The organism is Sphingomonas echinoides ATCC 14820, from assembly GCF_000241465.1.
GTDB lineage: Bacteria > Pseudomonadota > Alphaproteobacteria > Sphingomonadales > Sphingomonadaceae > Sphingomonas > Sphingomonas echinoides.
In genome coordinates, this window is record NZ_JH584235.1 from 2,587,374 (window position 1) to 2,613,116 (window position 25,743).

General features: G+C 65.9%; 23 protein-coding genes. 10 read left to right on the plus strand and 13 right to left on the minus strand.

The annotated features are described in order from the left end of the window. Nucleotides 1–66 precede the first annotated feature (66 nt). From gyrB to ON00_RS12215, 5 genes are all read left to right on the plus strand, one after another. Entirely contained in the window at nucleotides 67–2,574 is a 2,508-nt protein-coding gene (gene gyrB, locus ON00_RS12195; protein WP_010406099.1) for a DNA topoisomerase (ATP-hydrolyzing) subunit B, read from the plus strand. A 65-nt stretch (nucleotides 2,575–2,639) separates the two neighbouring features. Continuing rightward, the gene (locus tag ON00_RS12200) at nucleotides 2,640–4,304 is read left to right on the plus strand and encodes an efflux MFS transporter permease (protein ID WP_010406101.1); all 1,665 of its coding nucleotides are present in this window, start codon (nucleotides 2,640–2,642) and stop codon (nucleotides 4,302–4,304) included. A 1-nt stretch (nucleotide 4,305) separates the two neighbouring features. Beyond that, a complete protein-coding gene (locus ON00_RS12205; RefSeq protein WP_010406103.1) occupies nucleotides 4,306–5,427 on the plus strand; it encodes an HlyD family secretion protein in 1,122 nt (373 codons plus the stop codon). After that, on the plus strand, nucleotides 5,424–6,812 hold the full coding sequence (locus ON00_RS12210) for an efflux transporter outer membrane subunit (protein ID WP_010406104.1): 1,389 nt from the start codon (nucleotides 5,424–5,426) through the stop codon (nucleotides 6,810–6,812). The genes ON00_RS12205 and ON00_RS12210 overlap by 4 nt, the downstream gene beginning before the upstream one ends. A gap of 75 nt (nucleotides 6,813–6,887) precedes the next feature. Next, the gene (locus ON00_RS12215) at nucleotides 6,888–7,652 is read left to right on the plus strand and encodes a class I SAM-dependent methyltransferase (RefSeq protein ID WP_010406105.1); all 765 of its coding nucleotides are present in this window, start codon (nucleotides 6,888–6,890) and stop codon (nucleotides 7,650–7,652) included. Nucleotides 7,653–7,658: 6 nt separating this feature from the next. Here the strand turns inward: ON00_RS12215 and ON00_RS12220 are convergent, their stop codons facing one another. The 7 genes from ON00_RS12220 to ON00_RS12250 form a co-directional block, all read right to left on the minus strand. Continuing rightward, entirely contained in the window at nucleotides 7,659–8,702 is a 1,044-nt protein-coding gene (locus ON00_RS12220; protein WP_010406106.1) for a sensor histidine kinase, read from the minus strand. Next, nucleotides 8,699–9,142, minus strand: a complete 444-nt coding sequence (locus ON00_RS12225) for a response regulator (protein WP_010406110.1) — start codon at nucleotides 9,140–9,142, stop codon at nucleotides 8,699–8,701. The genes ON00_RS12220 and ON00_RS12225 overlap by 4 nt, the downstream gene beginning before the upstream one ends. Further along, on the minus strand, nucleotides 9,139–10,665 hold the full coding sequence (locus ON00_RS12230) for a sensor histidine kinase (RefSeq protein ID WP_010406111.1): 1,527 nt from the start codon (nucleotides 10,663–10,665) through the stop codon (nucleotides 9,139–9,141). The genes ON00_RS12225 and ON00_RS12230 overlap by 4 nt, the downstream gene beginning before the upstream one ends. A 65-nt stretch (nucleotides 10,666–10,730) precedes the next feature. Continuing rightward, the gene (locus ON00_RS12235) at nucleotides 10,731–11,453 is read right to left on the minus strand and encodes a 3'-5' exonuclease (RefSeq protein WP_010406113.1); all 723 of its coding nucleotides are present in this window, start codon (nucleotides 11,451–11,453) and stop codon (nucleotides 10,731–10,733) included. Between the two features lie 271 nt (nucleotides 11,454–11,724). After that, nucleotides 11,725–13,122, minus strand: coding sequence for a phosphoglucomutase/phosphomannomutase PgmG (pgmG, locus tag ON00_RS12240; protein ID WP_010406115.1), 1,398 nt, complete (start codon nucleotides 13,120–13,122; stop codon nucleotides 11,725–11,727). 58 nt (nucleotides 13,123–13,180) lie between these two features. Continuing rightward, on the minus strand, nucleotides 13,181–13,432 hold the full coding sequence (locus ON00_RS12245) for a molecular chaperone DnaJ (RefSeq protein ID WP_010406117.1): 252 nt from the start codon (nucleotides 13,430–13,432) through the stop codon (nucleotides 13,181–13,183). Further along, a complete protein-coding gene (locus ON00_RS12250; protein ID WP_010406120.1) occupies nucleotides 13,432–14,226 on the minus strand; it encodes a division plane positioning ATPase MipZ in 795 nt (264 codons plus the stop codon). Before ON00_RS12250 ends, ON00_RS12245 begins: the two co-directional genes overlap by 1 nt. A gap of 78 nt (nucleotides 14,227–14,304) precedes the next feature. Between ON00_RS12250 and panC the strand changes: the two genes are divergently transcribed. Next, nucleotides 14,305–15,156, plus strand: a complete 852-nt coding sequence (gene panC / locus ON00_RS12255; protein WP_010406122.1) for a pantoate--beta-alanine ligase — start codon at nucleotides 14,305–14,307, stop codon at nucleotides 15,154–15,156. Nucleotides 15,157–15,229: 73 nt separating this feature from the next. Continuing rightward, a complete protein-coding gene (locus ON00_RS12260; protein ID WP_010406124.1) occupies nucleotides 15,230–15,526 on the plus strand; it encodes an SEL1-like repeat protein in 297 nt (98 codons plus the stop codon). Between the two features lie 4 nt (nucleotides 15,527–15,530). On the opposite strand, the gene topA is transcribed toward ON00_RS12260, so the two are convergent. Next, complete coding sequence (gene topA / locus ON00_RS12265; RefSeq protein ID WP_010406126.1) at nucleotides 15,531–18,107, minus strand: type I DNA topoisomerase; 2,577 nt, start codon at nucleotides 18,105–18,107, stop codon at nucleotides 15,531–15,533. A 167-nt stretch (nucleotides 18,108–18,274) separates the two neighbouring features. Here topA and ON00_RS12270 point away from each other — a divergent pair, with 167 nt between their 5' ends. Then, nucleotides 18,275–19,144 (plus strand): hypothetical protein, encoded by an 870-nt coding sequence (locus ON00_RS12270; RefSeq protein ID WP_010406128.1) that lies wholly within the window; start codon nucleotides 18,275–18,277, stop codon nucleotides 19,142–19,144. Between the two features lie 12 nt (nucleotides 19,145–19,156). Here ON00_RS12270 and dprA read toward each other — a convergent pair whose 3' ends face one another. Both dprA and plsY read right to left on the minus strand, forming a co-directional pair. Further along, nucleotides 19,157–20,254: a DNA-processing protein DprA gene (gene dprA / locus ON00_RS12275; RefSeq protein WP_010406130.1), complete on the minus strand. Its 1,098-nt coding sequence runs from the start codon at nucleotides 20,252–20,254 to the stop codon at nucleotides 19,157–19,159. Then, nucleotides 20,247–20,852: a glycerol-3-phosphate 1-O-acyltransferase PlsY gene (gene plsY, locus ON00_RS12280; protein WP_029622780.1), complete on the minus strand. Its 606-nt coding sequence runs from the start codon at nucleotides 20,850–20,852 to the stop codon at nucleotides 20,247–20,249. Before plsY ends, dprA begins: the two co-directional genes overlap by 8 nt. A gap of 107 nt (nucleotides 20,853–20,959) precedes the next feature. Between plsY and murI the strand changes: the two genes are divergently transcribed. Together murI and hemA are read left to right on the plus strand one after the other, a co-directional pair. Next, nucleotides 20,960–21,754 (plus strand): glutamate racemase, encoded by a 795-nt coding sequence (gene murI / locus ON00_RS12285; protein WP_029622782.1) that lies wholly within the window; start codon nucleotides 20,960–20,962, stop codon nucleotides 21,752–21,754. 71 nt (nucleotides 21,755–21,825) lie between these two features. Continuing rightward, the gene (gene hemA, locus ON00_RS12290) at nucleotides 21,826–23,067 is read left to right on the plus strand and encodes a 5-aminolevulinate synthase (RefSeq protein ID WP_010406135.1); all 1,242 of its coding nucleotides are present in this window, start codon (nucleotides 21,826–21,828) and stop codon (nucleotides 23,065–23,067) included. A 197-nt stretch (nucleotides 23,068–23,264) separates the two neighbouring features. Here the strand turns inward: hemA and ON00_RS12295 are convergent, their stop codons facing one another. Genes ON00_RS12295 through ON00_RS12305 form a run of 3 tightly spaced genes read right to left on the minus strand, consistent with a single transcriptional unit; the run spans nucleotide 23,265 to nucleotide 25,620 of the window. Next, nucleotides 23,265–23,762 carry a DUF3429 domain-containing protein gene (locus ON00_RS12295; RefSeq protein ID WP_342626517.1) on the minus strand — a complete coding sequence of 166 codons (498 nt, stop codon included), beginning with the start codon at nucleotides 23,760–23,762 and terminating at the stop codon, nucleotides 23,265–23,267. Further along, nucleotides 23,702–24,370: a class I SAM-dependent methyltransferase gene (locus tag ON00_RS12300; protein ID WP_010406137.1), complete on the minus strand. Its 669-nt coding sequence runs from the start codon at nucleotides 24,368–24,370 to the stop codon at nucleotides 23,702–23,704. The genes ON00_RS12295 and ON00_RS12300 overlap by 61 nt, the downstream gene beginning before the upstream one ends. Continuing rightward, nucleotides 24,367–25,620 carry a BtaA family protein gene (locus ON00_RS12305; RefSeq protein WP_010406138.1) on the minus strand — a complete coding sequence of 418 codons (1,254 nt, stop codon included), beginning with the start codon at nucleotides 25,618–25,620 and terminating at the stop codon, nucleotides 24,367–24,369. The genes ON00_RS12300 and ON00_RS12305 overlap by 4 nt, the downstream gene beginning before the upstream one ends. Between the last annotated feature and the right edge of the window lie 123 nt (nucleotides 25,621–25,743).

A 25,743-nucleotide genomic window follows, 5' to 3' on the forward strand; every position in this document is an offset into this window, starting at 1 on the left:
GCGCGTCCCGGGCCGGGAAGCGCCATTTTGCTTCCGTTTTCGTGCCCGCGACCCTATAGGCTTGGCATGGCAGAAGACCCCAATACCAACGATTATGGCGCGGACTCGATCAAGGTGCTCAAAGGCCTTGACGCGGTGCGCAAACGCCCCGGCATGTATATCGGCGATACCGACGATGGCTCCGGCCTCCACCACATGGTGTTCGAGGTGTCGGACAATGCGATCGACGAGGCTCTGGCCGGGCATTGCGACCGGATCGACATTACGCTGAACGCCGATGGATCGGTGTCGGTCGAGGACAATGGCCGCGGCATTCCGACCGGCATCCACACCGAGGAAGGCGTTTCGGCAGCCGAGGTCATCATGACCCAGCTCCATGCCGGTGGTAAGTTCGAGAACACGTCCGACGATAACGCATACAAGGTGTCGGGCGGTCTGCACGGCGTCGGCGTGTCGGTGGTGAATGCGCTGTCCGAATGGCTCGATCTGACGATCTGGCGCGACGGGCAGGAGCATTACATGCGCTTCGCGTTCGGGGATGCGGTGGCGCCGCTCAAGGTCGTCGGCCCCGCGCCGGGGCGCAAGGGCACGCGCGTTACGTTCTTCCCGAGCCCGGCCACCTTCAAGATCACCGAATTCGATTTCGACAAACTCGAGCATCGCTATCGCGAGCTGGCGTTCCTCAATTCGGGCGTGCGGCTGTATCTCAACGATGCGCGCCACGAAGAGGTGAAGACGGTCGAGCTTTATTATGAGGGCGGCATCGCTGCGTTCGTGAAATATCTCGATCGCAACAAGATCCCGCTGATGCCCGAGCCGGTGGCGATCGCGGGCACGCGCGACGACGTGACGATCGACGTCGCGCTGGAGTGGAACGACTCCTATTACGAGAACGTCCTCGCCTTCACCAACAACATCCCGCAGCGCGACGGCGGTACGCACATGGCGGCGTTCCGCGCGGCGATGACGCGCACGCTCAACAATTATGCCGAGAAGTCGGGGCTCCTGAAGAAGGAGAAGGTCACGCTGACCGGCGACGACATGCGCGAGGGGTTGACCGCGATCGTTTCGGTCAAGCTGCCCGACCCGAAGTTCAGCAGCCAGACCAAGGACAAGCTCGTCTCGTCCGAAGTGCGCCAGCCGCTCGAAAGCCTGATGGCCGACAAGCTCGCCGAATGGCTCGAGGAGAATCCGGCGCATGGCAAGGCGATCGTCGCCAAGATCATCGATGCCGCCGCCGCCCGCGAAGCCGCCAAGAAGGCGCGCGAGCTGACGCGGCGCAAGGGCGTGATGGACATCGCCTCGCTGCCGGGCAAGCTGGCGGATTGCCAGGAGCGCGATCCGGCCAAGTCCGAACTGTTCCTGGTCGAGGGCGATTCGGCTGGCGGTTCGGCCAAGCAGGGCCGCGACCGGCATTTCCAGGCGATCCTCCCGCTGCGCGGCAAGATCCTGAACGTCGAGCGCGCGCGCTTCGACCGGATGCTGTCGTCCAAGGAAATCGGCACGCTGATCCAGGCGATGGGCACCGGCATCGGCCGCGACGATTTCAACGTGGAAAAGCTGCGCTACCACAAGATCGTCATCATGACCGACGCAGACGTGGACGGCGCGCATATCCGCACGCTGTTGCTGACCTTCTTCTATCGCCAGATGCCCGACATCATCACCAACGGGCACCTCTATATCGCGCAGCCGCCGCTGTATAAGGCGACGCGCGGGCGCTCCGAGGTGTACCTCAAGGACGATAACGCGCTCGACGAATATCTGGTCGAGAATGGCGTGTCGAGCACGGTGCTGGAAAGTGCTGGCGGATCGCGCTCGGGTGCCGATCTGCGCTCGCTCGTCGACCATGCGCGGCGGATGCGCACGCTGATGCGCTATGTGCCGCGGCGCTATGAGCCGACGATCGTCGAGGCGCTGGCGATGGGTGGTGCGCTCGATCCGGCGCTCGACCCCGAGGCGCGGCGTGCGGTGGTGGTGCAAGTGGTGCGCGGGCTCGATGCCGGCGACCCTGAGGCGCGCTGGTCGGCGCGGCTTGCCGACGATAGCGGCTTCCATGTCGAGCGCGTGTGGCGCGGCGTGACCGATCGCCACACGATCGAGGGCGCGTTCCTGGGCTCGGCCGAGGCGCGCAAGCTCCATGCGCTCGCGGTCGAGCAGCAAGAGGCCTACGAACAGACCGCGCGGATCGTGTCGAGCAAGGCCGCAGCGGCGGTCCAGGCCGAAGCCGATGCCGCAGCGGATGCGGCCGACGAGGAACCCGTAGCGCAGGCAACGGTCGCCCCGGCGAAGGGCAGCACGATGGTCGCGCGGCCATCGCAATTGCTCGAGGCGATTCTGGCGGCGGGGCGCAAGGGGCTCGCGATCCAGCGCTATAAGGGCCTGGGCGAAATGAATGCGGAGCAATTGTGGGAAACCACGCTCGACCCGCAGAACCGCTCGATGCTGCGCGTCGAGATCGAACAGGCCGATGTCGCCGACGAGATCTTCACGCGGCTGATGGGCGATGTGGTCGAGCCGCGGCGCGAATTCATCCAGGAGAACGCGCTGAGCGTCGCCAATCTGGACGTTTGAGAGGCGGAACCCGCGCCGTGCGGCGGGTGTTTGAGCGAGCGATCGGGCAGGGAGCAAGACGAGACGTGGCGGAATACGTCTTCAAACCCAATGAGCGCCCGACGCTGCCCGGCTCGCCCGCCAATCCGGAACATCCGCTGTCGCGCCATATCGGCTATTTCGCGGTCGGATGCCTGATCGGCATTACCGGCGGGCTTGGCAATGCGCTGGTCCAGGTCAACCTCAACTTCGCGCAAGGCACGCTCGGGCTCAACACCAATGAGAGCGCGTGGCTGACGGCGGCCTATTACATGACCAACGTCACCGCGAATTTGCTGCTGGTGAAATATCGCCAGCAATTCGGCCTGCAGCCGTTCATTCGCTACATGCTGCTGGCCTATGCCGCGACCACGCTGATGCATTTGTTCGTCCATGGTTTCTGGACCTCGGTTGCGGTGCGCGCGATGAGCGGGATCGCCGCGAGCGGCCTGTCGACGCTGACGCTGCTGTATCTGATGCAATCGATGCCCGCTGCACGCCGCCTGACCGGGGTGATGATGGGCATCAGCATCCCGCAACTGGCGATGCCGCTGGCGCGCGCGCTGTCGCCGCGGTTGCTCGAATCGGGCGATTGGCACCATTTGTATTGGTTCGAACTGGCCCTCGCACTGGCCACGCTGGCGGCGGTGATGGCGCTGCCCTTGCCGCCGAGCGAGCGCAGCAAGGCGTTCGAGCCGCTCGACTTCCTCACCTTCGCCTTGCTGGCCCCCGGATTGTGGTTGCTGATCGCGGTGCTGTCCGAGGGGCGGATCGAATGGTGGACCGAGCGCGCCTGGATGGGCTGGGCTCTGGCGGCGAGCGTCGCGCTGGTCGCGGCGGCGCTGATCGTCGAGCATCACCGCGCCAGCCCGCTGATCAACACGCGCTGGCTCGGCACGCGCGAGATGCTGCGGCTGATGGCGATTGCGGCCTCGGTGCGCGTATTGTTGTCGGAACAGGCGTTCGGGTCGGTCGGGCTGCTCAACGCGGTCGGGCTGATCAATGATCAGATGGTGACGCTCAATCTGATCGTCGTGGTCGCGTCGATCGCCGGGTTGGCGGTGGCGGTGTTCACGTTCGATCCGCACAACGTGACGCGGCCGATCACGATTGCGGTCGTGCTGGTGGCGATCGCGGCGTTCATGGATTCGGATGCGACCAACCTCACTCGACCGAGCAACCTGTATCTCAGCCAGGCGATGATCGGCTTCGCCTCGCTGCTGTTCCTCGGGCAAGCGATGGTGATCGGGATCGCGCGCACCTTGCTCGCCGGGGGACGCAATTTCGTCAGCTTCGTCGTGCTGTTCAGCCTTAGCCAGAGCGTCGGCGGGCTGGTCGGCACGGCATTGCTGTCGACCTTTCAGGTGATACGCGAGAAATTTCATTCGAACACGCTGGTGCAGCATATCGTGGCGACCGACCCGCTGGTTGCGGCGCGGCTGCGCGCCGGGGCGGGCCGGGTTGCCGGGGTGGTTGGCGACCCGGCCTTGCGCAGCGCCGAAGGGGCCGCGCTGCTGGCGCAACAGGTGGCGCGCGAGGCCAATATTCTGGCGTTTAACGACGTCTTCCTGCTGGTCGGCGTGTTGGCCGCGCTGACGGCGGTGTGGGGTTATGCGATCCGCTGGTCGATCCGGCGGCGCGGCGAGATATCACCGATTCTGCTGTTGCAACAAAGACAGATCCAGGCAGCTCAGGGTCACCAGGGGCAATGAGATGAGCGACACTCCACCACCGACACCGACCCCCGCCACCCCCGATCCGCAAGTCGCGGCCCCGCGCGGCTGGGCCCCGCCGGTCAAATCGCGCCCGGCGACCATCACCATCGTGGCGCTGGCGGTGCTGGCGATCGTCATCATCCTCTATGCATGGCAATTGCCGCCGTTTGCGGGCTGGGCCGAGGAGACCGACAACGCCTATGTGCGCGGCCGCGTGACGATCATCAGCCCGCAGGTGAGCGGCTATGTGATGAGCGTGCCGGTGCAGGATTTCGCCGAGGTGAAGGCGGGGCAGGTACTGGCGACGATCGACGAGCGCATTTATCGCGCCCGCGTGGCGCAGGCGCAGGCCAATGTCGCGGCGCAGGAAGCGGCGCTGGCCAATTCCGCGCAAGCGCGGCGGTCGCGCGAAGTCGCGATCCTGAGCCAGGACGCCGGGATCGAGAATGCGAAGGCGCAATTGACGCGCGCCGAGGCCGACATGAAGCGCGCGCAGGCGCTGGTTGCCGACGGATCGATCTCGACCCGTGAGTTCGACCAGACCCGCGCGACCCTGCTGGCGGCGCGCGCAGCGGTGCAGCAGGCGCAGGCCGGTCGGGCGATCGGTACGCAGGATGTCCGCACGGTCGCGGTCGGGCGGAGCGGGCTGGAAGCGGCGGTCGATGCCGCCAAGGCGCAATTGCGGCTCGCGCAGATCGACCTCGACAACACCATCATCCGCGCGCCGACCGACGGGCAAGTGTCCGAAATCGGCGTGCGCCAGGGTGCCTATGTCACGGCGGGCACGCAATTGCTGTTCCTGGTGCCGCACAGCGTATGGGTCGTCGCCAATTTCAAGGAAGCGCAGACGCATCGCATGGTGCCCGGCCAACGCGCCACATTCCGTGTCGATGCGCTGGGCAATGCGAGCCTCACCGGCCATGTCGAAAGCCTGTCCCCGGCGGCAGGATCGGAATTTTCGGTGTTGAAGCCCGACAATGCCACCGGCAATTTCGTCAAGGTGGCGCAGCGGATTGCGGTGCGCGTGGCGATCGATCCGGGACAGGCGCTGGCGGCGCGGTTGCGGCCGGGCATGTCGGTCGTCGTCAGCATCGATACCGACGGGACGCCCCGGCGATGAGCCGCCGCGCAGCGGTGCTGCTGGCCCTGTCGCTCTCGGCCTGTGCCGGGCCGACGGTGAAGACGGCGGCGGTGGCACCGCTTGCCCCGGCACCGGCGTGGCGCACCGAGACGGACGCGGTCGCGCCGCTCGATCAGGCATGGTGGCAGGGTTTTGGCGATCCGGTGCTGACCGATCTGGTCGAGCGCGCGCTGGCCAACAATCCCGACATCGGCGTTGCGGTGGCACGCGTGCGCGAGGCGCGCGCCAATGTCGCGGTCGCCCGGTCCCAGATGCTGCCGACGCTCGATGCCAGTCTCAGCGGTGCGCGCACGCGCGAGGTCGATGCGTTTGGCCAGCCGGAGAAGCAGACGGCCGGGGAACCGAAGGTGCAAGCTGCCTATGAGGTCGATCTGTTTGGCCGCCTGGCCGATCAGCGCTCGGCCGCGCGCGATGCCTATCTGGCGAGCGCGGCGGCGCGTGATGCGGTACGCTTGTCGATCGCGGGGGCGACGGCCAGCGGATATCTCACGCTGCGCGGGTTAGATGCCCGCCTCGAGGTCGCGCGATCGACCCTGGCGGCGCGCGCGGAATCGCTGCGGATCGCGCGGTCGCGGGTCGATCACGGCTATTCGCCGAAGCTCGAGCTGCAACAGGCGCAGGCCGAATATGACGCGACCGCGCAGATCGTGCCGCAAATCCAGTTGGCGATTGCGCGCGCCGAGGATGCGCTGAGCGTGCTGACCGGCGCGCTGCCGGCGGCGACCGCGCGTGGCGCGGCGCTCGATCGACTGGCGGCACCGCCAGTGCCCGATGGTCTCCCTTCGGAGCTGCTGCGCCGCCGCCCCGATGTCGCGCAGGCCGAATATCAACTCGCCGCGAGCGACAGTTCGCTGGCGGCGGCGCGCAAGCGGTTTCTGCCGCAATTGCGGCTGAGCGGGTCGGCGGGGGTGGTGTTCTCGACGCTGCTCGCCAATCCGATCACGGTCTGGTCGGCGGGGGGGAGCATCCTTGCCCCGCTCTTCCAGGGCGGGCGCTTGACGGCGCAGGCTGACGCGGCGGGTGCGCAGCGCGATCAGGCGGCGTTCGCCTATCGCCGCGTCGCTTTGGCGGCGTTTCGCGATGTCGAGGATGCGCTAGCGGCGGTGCGGCGCTTGGACGAGCAAGTCGCGCTGGGCGAGCGGCAACGCGCTGCGCTCGCCGAGGGGTTGCGCTTGGCGACGAATCGCTACCGCGAAGGCTATTCCCCCTATCTCGAACAGCTCGATGCGCAACGCGGGTTGCTCGGCGCGCAATTGGCGCTGATCCAGACGCGCAGCGATGCGTTGGCGGCGCGCGTCCAGCTCTATCAGGCGATGGGCGGCGGCTGGTCCGGTGTCGTCACCGACCGGGACGGTCCGGAGTAAGCGCGGCACCGCGCTTTCGCGTGACTCGGGGTGGGCTGTTGGCGTAGCTTTGCGCAAACGGTGAGGGGAAACAGCATGCGCGGTGTTTTGACAGGGTTGGCGATGACGGCGCTGGTTGCCACGGCCGCAGTGGCAGCGGTTGAGCCCGCCTCCAAGCATTCGCCGAAAGAGACGCAACGGGCCGTCGCCGCCGGGCTCGCCAATGCCGAGCGCGCCGATCAGGCGGGCGATGACGCGCGGCGCAAGGCCGCCGAGGTGCTGGCCTTTTCTGGCGTCGGACCGGGCGACGAGGTGATCGATTTCCTGCCTGGTGGCGGTTATTGGACGCGCATCTTCACAGGCGTCGTTGGCAAGGCCGGGCATGTCTATGCCATTTGGCCGGCGGCGGCCGCAGACCGTGCCGCCAAGGCGGAAGCGGCGCTCGACGCGCGCCATCTGCCCAACCTCACCGCGAAGGTGCTGACGTCGGGGATTGTCGCGGCCTCGGAACCCGTGGACCTTGTGTGGACAGTCCAGAATTATCACGACATCGCCAATAATGGCGGCGAAGCCGCGCTCGACCAGTTTAATGCCGAAGTGCTGAAAGCGCTGAAGCCGGGTGGCAGCTATATCGTGATCGACCATGCCGACGCGGCGGGCACGGGCATCACTGGCACGTCCACCAAACACCGGATCGACCCTGCTGCGGTAAAGGCCGAAGTTGTCAAGGCCGGTTTCGAATTCGTCGGTGAAAGCGACGTGTTGCGCAACCCCGCCGACGACCATAGCGGCAATGTCTTTGACCCCGCCATTCGCGGCCATACCGACCAGTTCGTCTACAAATTCCGTAAGCGGCGCTGAGCGACCTCAGTCGAGCGCGGCGCGCAGCGTCGCGCGGACGCCGCTGCGCGCGCTGGTGTCATATTCGATGATGGTCTGCAGGCTCTGCGCCATCGCGCGGATCAGTTTGGTGCCGACGCCGGTGCCGCGCGGCGCGGCGTCGGCGACCATGCCGATGCCGTCATCTTCGACCTCCAGCCGGAAATGCGCATCGCCATCGCCGTGGAGCGATACGCGCACTTCGCCGCCATTAGTGGGATAAGCATATTTGCAGGCGTTGCTGACCAGTTCGGTGACGATCACGCCGAGCGACACCGCGCGATCGGTCGACAGGCGGATCGGCTCGGCGGCGAGGCGTAGCGTGCGCGGCGCGGCCGGGGTCGACCAGGTCTCGCCCAGTTCATCGACCAGCGCACCGAGATATTCGCGCATGTCGACCTGCTCGACATCGTTGCTGGTATAGAGGCGGCGGTGGACTTGCGCGATCGCGGTAATGCGGCGCTGCGTGTCTTCGAGCGCGAGGCGCGCATTGTCATCGTCGAGCGCGGTCGCCTGCATCCGCACCATCGCCGAGACGAGTTGCAGGCTGTTGGCGACGCGGTGGTTGACCTCGCGCAGCAGCGCCTCGAGCCGGGCGTTGCTAGCGCGGAGCTGGTCCTCGGCGGCGGCCTTGCCGCGTTCGAGCGCGGCGCGTTCGAGCACCTGCGCGAAGGCGCTGGCGAGCAAATCGAAGAAATCGACGCCGACGGTCTTCACCACATAATCGGCGGCCCCGGCCTTCAGCGCGGCCACCGCGATGCGGCCTTCCTCGGAACCGGTGACATAGACCACCGGCGGCATCACCGGCAGCGTGTGGAGCTGCTCGAGCGTTTCCAGCCCGTCCATGCCGGGCATATAATGGTCGACGGCGATCAGGTCGAAGGGCTGGCTGCGCGCCAGCGCGACGCCCTCTGCGCCGCCTTCGGCAACCGTCACCGCATAGCCGTGCCGCGCGAGCGTGCGGGCGGCGAGCCGCCGCAACCCCGCATCGTCATCGATATACAGGACCGCAGGTGGGGCGGTTCGGTTCACCCCTCGGTCTCGGGGACCTGAATCACCGACAGGAACAAGCCAAGCTGGCGGATCGCCTGGGCGAAGCTTTCGTAATTGACCGGTTTGGTGATGTAGACGTTGCAACCAAGATCGTAGCAGCGCTGAATCTCGACCTTGTCGTCGGTCGTCGTCAGCACCACGACGGGCGTGCGGCGCAGCGGGCCGTCGGCGGCCTTGATCTTGGCCAGAATATCGGTCCCGCTCATGTCGGGCAGGTTGAGATCGAGCAGCACCAGCGCCGGGCCGTTGCGCTGCGGTCCGGCGGCCGCGTTGAACAGATAGTCGAGCGCGGTGGTGCCGTCGGTGAAATGGGTGATGTGGTTGAGGATGCCCGCACGGCGGATGTTCTTTTCGATCAGGCGCGCATGGCCTTCATCATCCTCGATCATGATGATGCTGACGCTCTGGTGGTCGTTCATGTTCCGCTTTCCCGCGTATCGGCGTTGGTCGTGTCGAGCTTGGCCGGCAGGTTGAGCCGGAAGGTGGTGCCCTGGCCCAGTTCCGACGCCATTTCGATCACGCCGCCCAAGCGATACGCCAAGGCACGGACATGGGCCAGACCGATTCCTTCGCCCGGTTGGTCCTGGTTGCCCGAGCGGCGGAACAGGTCGAACACGCGTTGATGATCGCTGGCGGCGATGCCGCGGCCATTGTCCTCGACCTCGATCGTAACGCGCTGCCCCTCGCGCCGACCGCGCACCGTGATCTGCCCCGCACGATCGGGGCTGAGATATTTCACCGCGTTTTCGATCAGGTTAGACAGGATCTGCTCGATCGCAAGGCGGTCGCTGACGATCGCTGGGAGCGGGCGCGCGATCGTGAGCGTCGCGCCGCGATGGTCGAGTTGCTGGGTCAGGCTCGCGCCGATCGTATCGACCATCGTGTCGAGGTCGAGCGGCTCGGGCGCGATGACGCGCCGCCCTTCGCGCGACAATTTCAGGATGGCGTTGATCAGCCGGTCCATTTTCTGCGTCGAGGTGCGGATGAACTTGATCGCCTCGGGCAAATCCTCGCGCGCGGCGAGGCGGTCGTCCGGCGTGACGATGTCGGGCGCGCGCGCCTCGGCGCGATCGATCAATGCGCCGATTGTGGCGGTTGCGCTTTCCAGTTCGGCGGTAAAGCCCATCACATTGACCAGCGGGCTGCGCAGATCGTGGCTGACGATATAGGCGAAACGCTGAATCTCGTCATTGGCGCGAGTCAGGTCGGCGGTGCGTTCGTTGACCAGATCCTCCAGCGTATCGGCGAAATCGCGCAAGCTGTCGCGCGACGCGGCGAGATCGCGGGTGTAGCGTCGTACGGTCAGCAGCGAGACCAAGGCGACCAGCACCAGCAACAGCCCGGCGAGCGCGAGCGTCGCATAAAAGACGCGGACGCTGGCCTGCTGCTCGGCATCGCGGATGGCGAGCAAGCGTTGCTCCTCGGCGACCATGGCATCCGCCAGTTTTCGAACGGCGCGCATCCGGCGTGCGCTGGTTTCTTCCCTGAACAGCGTTCGCGCAGCGACCTGGTCACCCCGCAGCGTTACCGCAATCGTGCGCTCGCGCTGTTCCGCCAGCTCAGCGATCATCTGACGTAAGCTCGCGATCGTGCGTTGCTGGCGGGGATTGTCGCGCGTCAGCGTCGCGATCCGCGTCAACAGCGTGGGCAAGGCCACCATGCTGGTGCGATAGGTGTCGAGATACACGTGCTCGCCCGTCAGCACGAAGCCGCGGCGCGAGGTTTCGCTTTGTTCAATCAGGATGCGCGCACGGTCGATCGCGAGTTCGACTTCATAGGTGTGGTTGACATCGCGCGTATGGCCTTCGTTGCGCGCGGTCGACCAGCCCGCCGCAATGCCCACTGCAACCAGCGCCGCGAAGCCCAGCCCCATGCAGGCCAGCAAAAAGCGCTGCATGCGCCCTTCGCTAACACCAAATCCCAGCACGATGCGTTCGAACATAGCGGCTGCCCTAAGCACGCGGTGCCGGGAATACCAGTGACTGCGTGTTGACTTAGATCAAGCGGTTAGGCTGCGCGGCGGCGCGCGCGTTCGGTTTCGGCGGTGAAGCGGACATCCTCGTCGCGATCTTCGAGCATGGTGGCGATGGTTTCGTCGCTCGCCTCGCTCCATTCCTTGCCGCGATCTGGACCCTGACGCACGCGCGGCAGCAAACCGGGCAGGCTCGACCAAGCGAGCAACTGGTCGATGCCGACCGCGTTGAGCATGTCGCGCAAGTGGAAGGCGGTGACATAGGCATCGGGAAAGGCGCGGTGCGCTGGCAGGCCGCGTTCGTGGATCAGCCCCTCGGGCTTGCGCCAGTAGCGCAGCATCTGGTTGGAGAAGGTCGGGCTGTCGGGCCATAGCCGCAACGCGCATTTCCAGGTGCAGATCCACGGAGCATTGCGCGTCAGCGCCGGGCTGCAGAATTTCTCTTCATAGATCGAGCGATGCGCGGCGAGCGCGACACGCTTGGGATAGGGATCGAGTACCGCGCGCGCGACATCATGCCAGAACGGCGCATCGGCGACCTGTTCGTCGAGGATATGATGGATCGTTTGCGTCAGCGGCGGGATCGGGCGACCGGGATTAACGAGCCGCGCGCCGCCCTCGCCGTGGATTTCCCACCGGCCATCGGGGCCGAGCGCGACGTCCTGCCAGCCGATTTCGCACACGCCGTGGACGGGCGGGGCCTCGCCGGTGGTTTCAAGGTCGATGACGCGGATGATCTGGGGGGCGGGCGGGGGCATTGGGACTAGGTGGCGTGTTCTGCTGCGGATTGCGAGCGAAGAAGACGGGTTTGTTCGCGCGGAGGCGCAGAGGACGCGGAGAAGGAGAAGAAGGATTTTTCACGCGAAGGCGCGAAGGCGCGAAGGCGCGAAGTCGCCCTGTGTCTGGCGGCACGCGCCGGACAAGTGGGTGGATAAACCGCTTCGCGGAAAATCCCTCTTCGTGGCTTCGCGCCTTCGCGTGAAAACCCTCTTCTCTGCGTCCTCCGCGCCTCTGCGCGAACCAACTGTCTCAGTGCGCCGCCTGCTCCCCACGGACGAGGCCGCTCAATGCGAGCTGGTCGTCGATCATCCCGAGCAACCGATCGAGCCCGGCCTGATCCTTCGCCTCGGCGCGCGCGACGAGCACGTCCTGGGTATTGGAGGCGCGCAGCAGCCACCAGCCGTCGGGGGTGTTGACGCGGGCACCATCGGTGCGGTTGACGTCGGCACCAGCCGCTTCGAGCCGGTCGAGCACTTCCTCGACCACCGCGAACTTGCGGCTTTCATCGACTTGGAAGCGCATTTCGGGGGTGTTGACCAGGGCCGGCATCGCGCCGCGCAAATCGGTGATCGATTTGCCGATCATGTGGGCTGCGCGGATCAGGCGGACGGCGGCATAATGCGCGTCGTCGAACCCGTAAAATTCGTGCGCGAAGAAGATGTGGCCGCTCATCTCGCCCGCCAGCGGGCTGTCGGTTTCCTTCATCTTCATCTTGATCAGGCTGTGGCCGGTCTTCCACATCAGCGGCGTGCCGCCGAGCTCGCTCACGCGGTCGAACAGCATTTGCGAGGCCTTCACATCGGCGATGATCGTCGCACCAGGCAGTTCCTTCAGCACAGGTTCGGCCAAAATGGACAGAATCTGGTCGCCCCAGATCACGCGGCCTTGCCCGTCGATCGCGCCGATCCGGTCGCCATCGCCATCGAAAGCCAGTCCGAAATCGAGCTGCTTCTCGGCGACGAGCCGCTTCAGGTCGGTCAGGTTCTTTTCATCGGTAGGATCGGGATGATGGTTGGGAAAATTGCCGTCGACATCGGTGAACAGCAAATGATGCTCACCCGGCAGGAGCTTGACCAGCTTCTCGATGATCGGGCCCGACACGCCATTGCCCGCGTCCCAGCCGATCTTGTAGCTGCCCCCGGCATAGCCCGCGACGAGGCGACCGACATAATCGTCCTCGATGTCGGCGGTGGAGACGGTGCCACGGTCGGCTTCATCGGCGACGACATCCCAATCGCCTTCCGCTGCCATGCGGCCCAAGTCCTGAATGTCGGCGCCGAAAAACGGCTTGTGCTGCAGCACCATCTTGAAGCCATTATACTCGGCGGGATTGTGGCTGCCGGTTATCTCGATGCCGCCATCCACTTCTAGGGTGGCCTCGGCATAATAGAGCATCGGCGTCGGCCCCATGCCGATCCGCACGACATTCACGCCGACGGCGGTGAGGCCGCCGACCAAAGCCGCTTCAAGCTCGGGCGAGGACAAGCGACCGTCATAGCCGACCGCGACACGGGTGCCGCCCGCGCGGCGCACGCGCGTGCCGAAACCGCGACCGATCACGTCGGCGTCGGCGGTGCCGAGCGTTTTTCCGACGATGCCGCGGATGTCATATTCGCGCAGGGACGTCGGGTCGAAACGGTGCGTCATGGTAGCTCCTGTTGGTTGGATGCGTGCCTAATCGGTGAAACCCGCGAAAGTTCAATGTCTAGGGTCGGAGCAGCAGATCGCGCGCGGCGTTGATCCGCCGGGTGAGATCGGCCGAGCCCCCTCGGTCGGGATGGACCGCGCCGACCAAGCGCCGATGCGCCGCGCGAATCGCCGCCGCATCGGCATCGGCCGCCACCCCGAGCACGGCGCGCGCTTCGGCTTCGTCGAGCCGCAGCGTCGGTTTCGGTCGCGCGCGCAGCAGCCACCAGCCACCGAGCAGGACCGCCGCAAAGAAAAGAAGCTTGCCCATTATGCGAACAGCGGCGGGACCGGTTCCGGCAGCGCAAGCGCGCCCATCATCTCGCGCAACTCCTGGCGTGCGGCGACGTGCGCCAGCCCCATGGCACCGAATTCGCCCGAATCGAGCATGGTCAGGCCGTTGGGGAACAGTTCGCGGTAGATGACGCGTTCGCCAAGGCCCGGCACGATGCGGAAGCCAACGCGCTTGGCGAGCTGGTCGAGCGCTTCGGACACACGGCGCATGTTGCGCGCCTCGATATGCTGGACGCGGTTGCGCAGCACCACCCAGTCGATCGTCGAGCCGTCGGCCTTGGCGCGCGCCTTGCGCGCTTCCCAGATCATTTCGGCATAAAAGCTCGGGCGGGTGACCTTGTAGCTTTCGGGATCGACCTGGCCGATCAGATCGAAATCGACGAAGCTGTCGTTCATCGGCGTAACCAGCGTATCGGCGCGGGCGGAGGCCATGCGCGCGAAGCGATCATCGCGGCCGGGCGTGTCGATCACCAGAAAGTCCGCACCCTCGGCCAGCGCATCGAAGCTTTCGGTGAAGCGTGCCAGGCTTTCGCCGTCATGGGTGGTGTGGCGCGGGATCGGCAAGTCGCGACCGGTGCGCTTGATCGTCGCGGTACGATTGTCGAAATAACGCCCCATCGTGCGCTGGCGATGGTCGAGATCGAGCGCCGACACCTGCGCGCCGCGCGCCGCCAGCGCGATCGCGACATGCACCGCGGTGGTCGACTTGCCTGTGCCGCCCTTTTCATTGGCGAAGACTATAATGTGTGGCTTTCGCGCAGCAGTCGCCAACGTGTTTGCTTCCCGTCTTGTCCGGTTGGATCACGCCTCATAGAAGGCGCGCCCGTCCTTACCGAAGGCCACACATCCGTGCAAACCATCCGTTCCCTCGAAGCGCTCCGTTCTGGGATCGCCGATTTCCGCAGCGGAGGCGCGAGCATTGCGCTCGTGCCGACGATGGGGGCGCTGCATTCCGGGCACCTCGCGTTGATCGAGGCGGCGAAGCGGCCGGGCCGCAAGGTGGTGGCGTCGATCTTCGTCAACCCACGGCAATTCGGCCCGAATGAGGACCTGTCGCGCTATCCCCGGCGCGAGACGGCGGATGCGCGGCTGTTGACCGAGGCGGGCTGTGACCTGTTGTGGATGCCGCCGGTCGAGGTGATGTATCCCGACGCGTTCGCCACCACGATTTCGGTGGCGGGGGTGAGCGAGGGGCTCGATGGCGCATCGCGGCCCGGCCATTTCGACGGGGTGGCGACGGTCGTCGCGAAATTGTTCAACCAAGTCCGGCCCGACATCGCCTTGTTCGGCGAAAAGGATTTTCAGCAGCTCGCGGTGATTCGGCGGATGGTTGCCGATCTCGATTTCGGGATCGAGATCCAGGGCGTGCCGACGCAGCGCGATGATGACGGGCTCGCGCTGTCGTCACGCAACATCTATCTGGACGAGGCGCAGCGGGCGGCAGCGGTGGCCTTGCCGCGCGCGCTCGGCGTGGCGGCCAAGGCGATTGCGCGGGGCGATGATCCCGAAGGCGCGCTGGCAATCGCGCGCGACGCCTTGGTAACCGCTGGATTCTCGGTCGATTATGTCGAACTGGTCGATGCCGCGACGCTGGCCACAGCGACCGACCCCAGCCGCGAGCGGCGTTTGCTGGCAGCGGCGCGGATCGGCACGACCCGGCTGATCGATAACCTCGCGATTCCGCCCGCCGATCATGCCTAATGGCCGTTAACCTTTTGTTGACCCCAATCCGGCAAGGTGTTGCCGGTAGGGATGGTTAACGGGGGTTAAGAGCATGGGCAGCAGCCTGAAGAATGCGCAGTTCCTGATCGACAGCCGAATCGCCGACGCGGCGCGCGGGGACGCCGATGCGTGTTTCGACCTTGGCATGGTCTATTCGAGTGGTTCCGCCGGGATCGGCGTCGACCTGATCGAGGCGCACAAATGGTTCAACCTGGCCGCGGTCGCGGGGAGCGAGATCGCCAAGGATTGCCGCCGCGACATTGCCGAGGACATGACCGCGCGCGAAATCGCAACGGCCCAGGCGGCGGCGCGGGCGTTCCTGGTGTCCACCCAGCGCCGCGCCGCCTGATCCATTACTCTGCGGCGACCGCCTTTTTGGGTGCCGCCTTTTTCGCGGCCGGTTTCTTGGCCGCAGGCTTCTTTGCAGCCGTCTTTGCGGCGGGCTTTTTGGCCGCTGCCTTCTTCTTGCCCTTGGCGGGCGGTGCCGCGGCTGCGCGCGCGTCGATCAATTGCGCGGCCTCTTCGAGCGTCAGTGCATCCTTTTCGATCGATTTGGGCAAGGTCGCATTGGTCGTGCCATCGGTGACATAGGCCCCGTAGCGGCCCTCCATCAGCTTGATCTCGGCCTCGGTACGCGGATGCAGGCCCAGCACCTTGAGCGGGGCCTGAGCCCCCCGTTGCGGCCGCCCGCCGCCTGCGGCGGCTTCCGCCAGCTTCACCACCGCCGCGTTCATGCCCGTTTCGAACACATCCGCCGTCGAGCTAAGCCGCGCATATTTGCCCGCATGCTTCAGATACGGGCCATAGCGACCGATGGCCGCCGTGATGGGTTCGCCGGTTTCGGGGTGCGTGCCGATGGTGCGCGGCAGCGACAGCAGTTTCAACGCCCATTCGAGATCGAGCTCGCCAATATCTTTCGGGATCGACGCCATCTTGCGCGTCTCGCCCTCTCCGATTTGGATATAGGGGCCGAACCGCCCCGACTTGCGCTCGACCGGCAAGCCGCTTTCCGGGTCATTGCCGAGCGTCTCGGGCGTGGCGTCGGCTTCGCCTTCGCCGCCGGGCTGGCCGAAGCGGCGGGTATATTTGCATTCGGGATAGTTGGAGCAGGCGACGAACGCGCCGAACTTGCCGCCGCGCAAAGCGAGCTGGCCCTTGTGGCACAGCGGGCATAGCCGCGGATCGCTGCCATCGGCCTTGGCCGGGAAGAGATAGGGTTCGAGGAACTTATCGAGCTCGGCGGTCACTTCGGACGGCTTTTGCTCCATCACTTGCGCCGTGCGCGGCTTGAAGTCCTTCCAAAAGGCTTCGAGCACGGCTTGCCACTGCGCGCGGCCGCCCGACACTTCGTCAAGCTCATCCTCGAGCCCGGCGGTAAAATCATAGCCGACATATTTCTCGAAGAAGCGTTCGAGGAACGCCGTCACCAACCGGCCCGATTCCTCGGCGAAGAAGCGGTTCTTCTCGACGCGGACATAGGCGCGGTCCTTCAGCGTCTTGATGATCGAGGCATAGGTCGACGGGCGCCCGATGCCCAGTTCTTCGAGGCGCTTGACCAGCGACGCTTCCGAGAAGCGCGGCGGCGGCTGGGTGAAATGCTGTTCGGCGGTGACGCCCAATTTGGCCGGGGCATCGCCCTCGCGCAGGCGCGGCAGGCGCTTGGCGTCTTCATCCTGCGTGTCGTCCGACCCTTCCTCGTACAGCGCGAGATAGCCGGGGAAGAGCATCACCTGGCCGGTGGCGCGCAGTGCCGTGTCGCCCGTGCCGTCGGCCAGCTCGACCGTGGTGCGCTCCAGCCGGGCCGACGCCATCTGGCTGGCGAGCGCGCGCTTCCAGATCAGATCGTACAGCCGCGCATGGTCGCCGCCGCCCGCCTTATCCTTGCTGAAATCGGTCGGGCGGATCGCCTCATGCGCTTCCTGCGCGTTCTTGGCCTTGGTCTGGTAGACGCGCGGCTTGTCGGGGACGTAGCTTGCATCATAGCGATCGGCGACGGCATGGCGCGCGGCCGAGATCGCGCTCGAATCCATCTGCACGCCATCGGTCCGCATGTAGGTGATCGCGCCGTCCTCATAGAGGCCCTGCGCGATCCGCATCGTGTGGTCGGCGGAGAAGCCGAGCTTGCGCGAGGCCTCCTGCTGTAGGGTGGAGGTGGTGAAGGGCGGTGGCGGGTTGCGCGTCGCGGGCTTCACCTCGACGGTCTGGACGGTAAACAGCCCGCTTTCGACCGCGGCCTTGGCGCGCTTGGCGGTGCCTTCCTCGCCGATCGACAGGCGATCGAGCTTCTTGCCCTCGAACTGCACGAGCCGCGCCTGGAACGGCGTGCCATCATGCTCCATGTCGGCGGCGACCGACCAATATTCCTGCGGGCGGAACGCCTCGATCTCGCGCTCACGGCTGACGATCAGGCGCAGCGCGACCGATTGTACACGGCCCGCCGACTTGGCACCGGGCAGCTTGCGCCACAGCACCGGCGAGAGCGTGAAGCCGACGAGATAGTCGAGCGCACGGCGCGCGCGATAGGCGTCGATCAAATCGGTATCGAGCTCGCGCGGATGCTGCATCGCCTCGGTCACCGTCGCCTTGGTGATGGCGTTGAAGGTGACGCGCTGCACGTCCTTGGGCAGTGCCTTGCGGTTGCGGAGCACTTCCTGCACGTGCCAGCTGATCGCCTCGCCCTCGCGGTCAGGGTCGGTCGCGAGGATCAGGCGGTCGGCGGTCTTGGCGAGATCGGTGATCGCCTTCAACTGCTTGGCCTTGTCGGCGTAATTTTCCCATTCCATCGCGAACCCGTCCTCGGGATCGACCGAGCCATCCTTGGGCGGCAAGTCGCGGACATGGCCGTAGGAGGCGAGGACGCGGTAATCGCTGCCCAGATATTTCTCGATGGTCTTCGCCTTGGCGGGCGATTCGACGATGACAAGCTGCATGGGGTGATCGAGGTCCTTACGTGTACGCGCGAGGGTGGCGGGGTCTGGGGCGGCTCGTCAAGCGGGGCAGAGGCAGCACTCCTGGGCGGGGTTTCGCCCTATCCGCCCTTCTCGCCCTCGCGCAAGTGGGGTAAGCGCCCCGGCGAGGATGAAGCGGAGTGCGCGAGATGGCCCGATCCCAAACGCTGGCGACGCTTTTCGTCGCGAGCATTTCTCTCGGCGTGGCGCTCCCGGCAGCCGCGCAGCAGGTCGTCCCGCCGCAACAGGACGGGGCGACGCTGCGCGCGGCCCTGGCCCCGACCATGGCGCTTCCGGGGAAGCCGATGCCGACCGACGCCAGCGCGCTCGACGCGATGTTCGGCCAGCGCGACTGGACCCGGCTCGCCGCGCGGCTCCATTCCGAGCGTAGCGCGCCACAGACTCTGCTCGACATGAACTGGGAACAGAAGCGCATCTATGACGGTGCCGGCTTCCTTATCTCTTATGCCTATATGAACGACCTGTGGCGCATGGGGGCATCATTGCCGCCGCAGACCGGGGCGGGCCTGCAACAGACCGCAGCGATGATGTTTCTGTACAGCCTGGATTTGACCGTGATCGACGGGCCGAAATGCGCCGATGTGACCGCTGCGGGCCACCGGCGTGAGCAATTGTCCGCACAAAACCCGGCATTGGTCGCGTACATCAAGACATTGCCGCGCGCCGAGCGGATGAAGCTCGGGACAATCTCGCTGTCGATCGAGGCGGCGACGGCGGCGCTGCGCCCCAATGACGAAATCCTGTGCAGCGGCGGCCTGTCGGAGATGCAGGCAGGCCTCAAGGCGCAGGGTAACACGCCGTTGCCGCAAGTGCCGAACGCGCCGGGCACGATCGGCAAAAGCTATGCCGTTCCGTCGGCACCGGGGTATGCGCCGCAGTTCGTTGCGGAGACTGTCTGGCGGCCGAAACAGACCGAAGCGCGCGCTGCCATGCCGAAGGCGTTGACGCGGATGCTGACTTTGCCAACCGATTCGCAGCCACCAGTGTCGGCAAAATAGCCGCCGACGCGCTTACACCAACGCCACCCGCCCTCCGGCGTGCCGTTCCAACCGCCCGGCCAGTTCCAGTTCGAGCAGCACCGTCTGCACGATCGCGGGGGAATGGCCGGATTGGCGGATCAGTTCGTCGATCGCCACGGGCACCGGGCCGAGCAGATCGCACACGTCGCGGCGTTCGGCGTCGCTCGCATCTTCGGGCGGAGGCGCGCGGAAGCCGTCGCGGCTGGTGCGGACCATGCGCTGGTCGATCGGGCTCACCGTTTCCAGCACATCGGCGGCGGATTGCACCAGCGTCGCACCGTCGCGAATCAGTCCGTTGCACCCTTGCGCACGCGGATCGAGCGGGCTGCCCGGCACCGCCATCACCTCGCGGCCCAGTTCGGCGGCAAGGCGCGCAGTGATCAGCGACCCCGATTTGGGCGCGGCCTCGACCACCACGGTGCCAAGCGAAAGCCCGGCGATGATGCGGTTGCGATAGGGAAAGTGGCGCGCGCGCGGCTCGGTGCCGGGCGGTTGCTCGGCGATGAGCAAGCCGTCGCTGGCGATCCGCTCCTGTAGCGCGGCGTTCTCCGGGGGATAGACGACGTCGATGCCCCCCGCGATCACGGCGATCGTCCCCGTCTCGATCGATCCGACATGCGCGGCGGTGTCGATGCCGCGCGCCAGGCCTGAGACGACGCTCACCTCCTCGCGCCCGAGTTCGGCGGCAAGCTGCCGCGCGAAGCGGCATGCCGCTGCGGAAGCATTGCGCGCGCCGACCATCGCAATCGAAAGCCGCGCGAGCAGATCGGTCTGCCCGCGCACGATCAGGGCCGGTGGCGCATCGTCGAGTTCAGCGAGCAAGGCCGGATAATCGGGGTCGTCAAGGAACAGATGGCGCGCACCGAGTCGCGCCACCAGCGCCAGTTCGCGCTCGGCCAGCGCGACCGGTGCCAGCACTGGCGGCTTCCCGCCGCCGCGCGCGGCGAGTTGCGGCACGGCGTCGAGCGCGGCCTCGGCACTGCCGAAGCGCGTGATCAATTGGGCGTAGGTGACCGGGCCGATCTGCGCGGTACGGATCAGGCGCAAGCGGGCGATTGCCCGGCGCGCGTGATCCGCCGCTTCAGCCATGTTTCCGGCCGACGCGCGGTTCGGTGCCGCTGATCAGGCGATCGATATTCTCGCGGTGCTTCCACAGCACGAGCAAAGCGAGCGCGAGCAGCAGCAGGACCAGGTCGAACCGACCGAGAAAGGCCGCGCTGAGTGGCGCGGTCACCGCCGCCGTCATGCCGGCAAACGAGGAAATGCGCAGCAGCGCCAGCATCGCGATCCACACCACCGCGTAAACCAGGCCAATCGGCCAATGCAGCGCCAGCACCACGCCGAGCAGCGTGGCCACGCCCTTGCCGCCACGGAAGCGCAGCCACACCGGATAGAGGTGGCCAAGGAACACCGCCGCCGCCGCAACCACACCGGTTTCGCCCAGATAGTGATCGGCGATCCACACCGCGACGAAGCCCTTCGCCGCATCGAGCAGCAGCGTCGCCGCCGCCAGCCCCTTGCGCCCGGTGCGCAGCACGTTGGTCGCGCCGATATTGCCCGACCCGATCTGGCGCAGGTCGCCCGCGCCCGCCATGCGCGTGAGCAGCACCCCGAACGGAATCGACCCGAGCAGATAGCCGAGCACCAGCGCCGCCGCTGGTGCTTGCCAGAGATAGTCGGTCGGCACGTGAAATCCCCCTTTGGTCGATGTGAACATAGCGTGCACACGGCCCGTCGCCACAATCTCCATCAAGCCGGTTTTGTCAAATGCGCTGATCGCGTTATGGGGGCGTTATGGATCAGCGACCCGTGTTGTTTTTTGATTCCGGGGTTGGCGGCTTGTCGGTGCTCGGCGCGGCGCGGGCGCGGCTGCCGCAGATGCCGGTGGTCTATGTCGCGGATTCGGCGGGCTTTCCCTATGGGACCAAGACCGAGCGCGAGATCGCCGCGCGCGTGCCCGCGTTGCTCGGGCGGCTTGCCGAACGCTATCAGCCGCGCCTGATCGTGATCGCGTGCAACACAGCCTCGACGATTGCGCTGGCCACGGTACGCGAGGCGCTCGATCTGCCGGTGGTCGGCACCGTGCCCGCGATCAAGCCCGCCGCGCTGCTCAGCCAGACGCGCGTGATCGGCGTGCTCGGCACCGACGCCACGGTGCGCCAGCCTTATGTCGATGATCTGGCCGCGCGCTTTGCCGGGGATTGCACGGTGTTGCGCCACGGTTCGGCCGAGCTGGTGGCACTCGCCGAAGCCAAATTGCACGGGGCACCCACCGATCCAGCACGCTATGCCGCGATCCTGGACGGGCTGTTCGGGCAAAAGGGCGGCGCGCGCATCGATACGATCGTCAATGCCTGCACGCATTTTCCGCTGGTGGTGGACGAACTGGCGGCGGCGGCACCGCATCCGGTGCGCTTCGTCGATGGCAGCGCCGGAATCGCGCGGCGGATTGCGCATCTGACCGAGGGGCAGAGCTGGCCGGATAGCCCGGGCGAGGGGCGGGCGGTGTTCACCGCGCGTGACGCGGGAATCGATCGGCTGGCCCCGGCGCTCGCCGGTTTCGGCCTCACGCGACTTGATGCTCTGTGAGTGATACGTAACATCACTTAGATCGGGGAAAGTCACTGGAAATCGGCGGGATGCAGGCGTAGGGGCCGGATATGGACGTAGACTCACCGCATCCCGGGGTCGATTACTCCCGGATTTTCGCGCAGGCGATCGACCGCCTGCATGTCGAAGGGCGTTATCGCGTCTTTATCGACATCCTGCGCAACAAAGGGGCCTTCCCCAATGCGCGGTGTTTTGCCGGGCATAACGGCCCCAAGCCGATCACGGTGTGGTGTTCGAACGATTATCTGGCGATGGGCCAGCACCCGGATGTGATCGCGGCGATGGAATTTGCGCTGCACGATGTCGGTGCCGGTTCAGGCGGCACGCGCAATATCGGCGGCAACACGCATTATCATGTCGATCTGGAAGGCGAACTGGCCGATCTGCATGGCAAGGAAGGCGCATTGCTGTTCACCAGCGGCTATGTCTCGAACGAGGCCACGCTGGCGACGCTGGCCAAGGTGCTGCCGGGTTGCATCATCTTCTCGGACGAACTCAACCATGCCTCGATGATCGCGGGCATCCGCAATTCGGGCTGCGAAAAGCACGTCTTCCGTCACAACGACCTGGCGCATCTCGAGCAACTGCTCGCAGCGGCCGATCCGGCGGCACCCAAGCTGATTGCCTTCGAAAGCGTCTATTCGATGGATGGCGACGTGTCGCCGATCGCCGAGATTTGCGATCTGGCCGATACATATCATGCGTTGACCTATCTCGACGAAGTCCATGCGGTCGGCATGTACGGCCCGCGCGGCGGCGGCATTTCGGACCGCGATGGCGTGGCGCATCGGCTGACCATCATCGAGGGCACGCTCGGCAAGGCGATCGGCGTGATGGGCGGCTATATCAGCGCCGACCAGACGATCATCGACGTGATCCGCTCTTATGCGCCGGGCTTCATCTTCACCACCTCCTTGTCGCCGGTGCTGGTGGCGGGTGCGCTGGCGAGCGTGCGGCATTTGAAGGCATCGAGCGTCGAGCGCGACGGCCAGCAAGCCGCCGCCACGATGCTGAAGACGCTGTTCGCCGAGGCCGGTTTGCCGGTGATGAACTCGACCACGCACATCGTGCCGCTGATGGTGGGCGATCCGGTCAAGGCCAAGAAAATCAGCGACATCTTGCTCGCCGAATATGGCGTGTATGTGCAGCCGATCAATTACCCGACCGTGCCGCGCGGCACCGAGCGGCTGCGCTTCACCCCGGGCCCCGCGCATGACGAAGCGATGATGCGCGAGCTGACCGGGGCGCTGGTCGAAATCTGGAGCCGCCTGGAATTGCGCAAGGCGGCCTGACGCCCGACCGGGAACCGCGACGCCGCTGACCCGTTACGCCCCCCACATCAGGGAGACGGTATCATGGGTAAAGGGTGTATCTTGTGGCTGCTGGGTGTTCCAATCCCGGTCATTCTGCTGCTGTGGCTGGTGTTTCACCACTAATTTTCGGTGCCGCGCGCGGGCCTGCTGCCGTGCGCGCGGCCACCGCCTGCCGTTTAGAACAGCCCGAGCAGGAGCGTCAGCCCGCCGAGCCCGAGCGATAACGGAAGGCGCAGGCCCATCCACCACGGCGGCGTCAGCTTGCGCCGGTTCAGCGCGATGTCGACCGCGAGCGCCGCGATCAGCGCGACGCCCAGAACGAGCAGCGACGGGCCCGGCCACGGATCGCCCAGCGCCCATGGCACGGCGGAGGCGAGGGCGATCAACGAGGGCGTGACGGCAGCGACCCACAGCCATTCGGGCGGGTTTGCGTGGCTGGCACCGATGCCCCACCATATCCCACCCAGAAAGCTGAGGATGATCGCTGCATACGCATAGCCGAGCGCGAGCGCATTGAAGCGATGCGCGGTGTCACCACTGAGCACCACGGCAGCGACGGCGATTTGCGGTAGCAGCCCCGCCAGGCCCAGCCAGCGCGGCAGGGGTGGCGGTGTCAGGCGGCACCTCTGGTGATGCGCCCCGACCAGGCATAGCCGCGATATAAAGCGGTAAATTGCGGCGTGCCGCCAATCTCGCTGGCAATTTCGATCAAGGCCGGCTGCAAGGCGGCACGCGGTGCCACGTCGAACTTTGCCAGCCACGCGAACAGCAGCGTCTTGAACGCGCCCGGCAATCCCTCCTGCTGCCCGAAATCGACCACATCGAGGCGCCCTGCCGGGGCGAGTTTGACCGCGGCTTCGCGGATCGCTTCATGCCAGCCGGGGATCATCGACAGCGTATAGCTCTGGAAGATGCGGTCGAAGGTCGCGGTGCCGAACAGCGTCTCGGCGTTGAAGGCGGTGGCATCGCCTTGCGCGAGCACGATCCGGTCGGAAAGGCCTGCCTTGGCGACCTTGGCGCGCGCCGTCTGCAGCATCGCTTCCGAAATATCGATGCCGTAGAAACGCGCATCGGGCCAACGCCGGGCCGCCGCGATCAAGTTGCGCCCGGTGCCGCAGCCGATTTCCAGCACGCTGCCGCCGGGCGGCGGGGCGATGCCGTCGATCAGCGCATCGCGCCCGAGCAGATAATATTTGCGGGTCAGATCATAGATATGGCGCTGCGACCGATAGATCGCATCCATATGTCCGGCATGGCCCGTGTCGATCGAGGCTGCGTTCATCCGAGCACGTAGAGATGAACGCCGCCGTAAATCGAGGAGCGGTCGCGCTTGGTGTAATCGAGCGACTCCTCGGCGCGGTACGTCCATTTGCCCAGGATCGCATCGGGCACGCGACCGGGCAGGATGCTGGGCTCGCCCGCCGTGCGGAACAGCACGCGCGCGCCGGGCTTGGCGGTGCGGGTGATTTCGCTCCACAAATCGGTCAACTGTTCGTCGGTCATCCAATCCTGCGCGTCGAGCAGGATATAGCGGTCGAGCGAGGCATCGCTGTGCGTGCGCAGATAATCGGTAAAGTTGGTGTGACGTACCTCGATGCGCGATGCCCGAGCGACGATTTCGTCATAATGCTCGCGCTGGAGATAGGGCGGCAACGGTGCCGACGGCCCCTGGCCATAGCCGCGGCCAAAGGCCTGCCACGCGAAATAATTGTCCTTGATGTCGAAATCGCAAGCGAGCTTTTCGAGCCGTTCGCGCAGCACCACCGCCATCTTCTCGTCACCGGCCAGCGCTTCATATTGCGCGGGCGGAATGCCGAGGCCGAACAGCGAGGCGGGCTGGTCGGTGATCCACTTGACGAAGCCCTTGTCGAAGAAGGGCGCGAATTCGCGGTCGAAAATCTCGCGCTGTTCCTCGATCGACTGCGCCTTGAGCAGGATCTTGGGGTTCACCCCGTTCAACCGCGCGAGCAGATGCGCCACGCCGATGAAATTGCCGAGCAGGCCGCGCTTGTAGACGTTCTTGGCAAAACCGCTGATCCGCCGCCGACCGATGATGTCGCGGCCTTCCCAATATGCCAGCGTCGTCTCGTCGAGATGCGGGCGGATATAGGTGCGATAGGCGAGCACGTTGGCGCGGCTATTGGCCTGGGCGAAGAAGCGGTGAAAGGCATCGTAATCCGGCAGATGCCGCGCCGCGACCAGCTTCAGCTTGTTGAGGGCGATGTGCGCGGTGTTGAGGTCGACCGCGGTGATCGCACGCGGATTGGCGGTGAGATAGCTCAGCACGTTGCACCCGCCCGAGGCGATCGTGACGACATGCGAATCCGGCGTGATCGCCAGCGCTTCCATGTCGACCGCCGGATCTTCCCAGATCTGGGCATAGACCAGGCCGCGAAAGGCGAAGGTGAAGGCGCGTTCGAGCAGCCCTTGCTTGGAGAGATGTTTGTGCTGATGCACGGCGCTTCGAACCGCGCGATTCTTTGCAGCGGTCTTGCGGGGGCGATCCTGAGGCGGTCGAATGGCAAGGGCCATGGCAAGCTTCTCCGGCCGGACATCGCGTTGTGGAAAAGACGCAGGCGGCAGCCGTGCGTTACGACGATCCGGTGACGCTTCCATGACGCGCTTGTGGCGAAATGAAAAGGACCTGCCGACGCG

Bases quoted from the DNA above. Each gene is read 5' to 3' on its own strand.
- hemA (WP_010406135.1), top strand. From the start codon at position 21,826: ATGGACGTAGACTCACCGCATCCCGGGGTCGATTACTCCCGGATTTTC.
- ON00_RS12300 (WP_010406137.1), bottom strand. From the start codon at position 24,370: ATGAACGCAGCCTCGATCGACACGGGCCATGCCGGACATATGGATGCG.
- ON00_RS12270 (WP_010406128.1), top strand. From the start codon at position 18,275: ATGGCCCGATCCCAAACGCTGGCGACGCTTTTCGTCGCGAGCATTTCT.
- ON00_RS12235 (WP_010406113.1), bottom strand. From the start codon at position 11,453: ATGCCCCCGCCCGCCCCCCAGATCATCCGCGTCATCGACCTTGAAACC.
- ON00_RS12225 (WP_010406110.1), bottom strand. From the start codon at position 9,142: ATGAACGACCACCAGAGCGTCAGCATCATCATGATCGAGGATGATGAA.
- ON00_RS12305 (WP_010406138.1), bottom strand. From the start codon at position 25,620: ATGGCCCTTGCCATTCGACCGCCTCAGGATCGCCCCCGCAAGACCGCT.
- ON00_RS12205 (WP_010406103.1), top strand. From the start codon at position 4,306: ATGAGCGACACTCCACCACCGACACCGACCCCCGCCACCCCCGATCCG.
- pgmG (WP_010406115.1), bottom strand. From the start codon at position 13,122: ATGACGCACCGTTTCGACCCGACGTCCCTGCGCGAATATGACATCCGC.
- ON00_RS12245 (WP_010406117.1), bottom strand. From the start codon at position 13,432: ATGGGCAAGCTTCTTTTCTTTGCGGCGGTCCTGCTCGGTGGCTGGTGG.
- ON00_RS12210 (WP_010406104.1), top strand. From the start codon at position 5,424: ATGAGCCGCCGCGCAGCGGTGCTGCTGGCCCTGTCGCTCTCGGCCTGT.
- murI (WP_029622782.1), top strand. From the start codon at position 20,960: ATGGATCAGCGACCCGTGTTGTTTTTTGATTCCGGGGTTGGCGGCTTG.
- ON00_RS12215 (WP_010406105.1), top strand. From the start codon at position 6,888: ATGCGCGGTGTTTTGACAGGGTTGGCGATGACGGCGCTGGTTGCCACG.
- gyrB (WP_010406099.1), top strand. From the start codon at position 67: ATGGCAGAAGACCCCAATACCAACGATTATGGCGCGGACTCGATCAAG.
- ON00_RS12260 (WP_010406124.1), top strand. From the start codon at position 15,230: ATGGGCAGCAGCCTGAAGAATGCGCAGTTCCTGATCGACAGCCGAATC.
- ON00_RS12230 (WP_010406111.1), bottom strand. From the start codon at position 10,665: ATGTTCGAACGCATCGTGCTGGGATTTGGTGTTAGCGAAGGGCGCATG.
- topA (WP_010406126.1), bottom strand. From the start codon at position 18,107: ATGCAGCTTGTCATCGTCGAATCGCCCGCCAAGGCGAAGACCATCGAG.
- dprA (WP_010406130.1), bottom strand. From the start codon at position 20,254: ATGGCTGAAGCGGCGGATCACGCGCGCCGGGCAATCGCCCGCTTGCGC.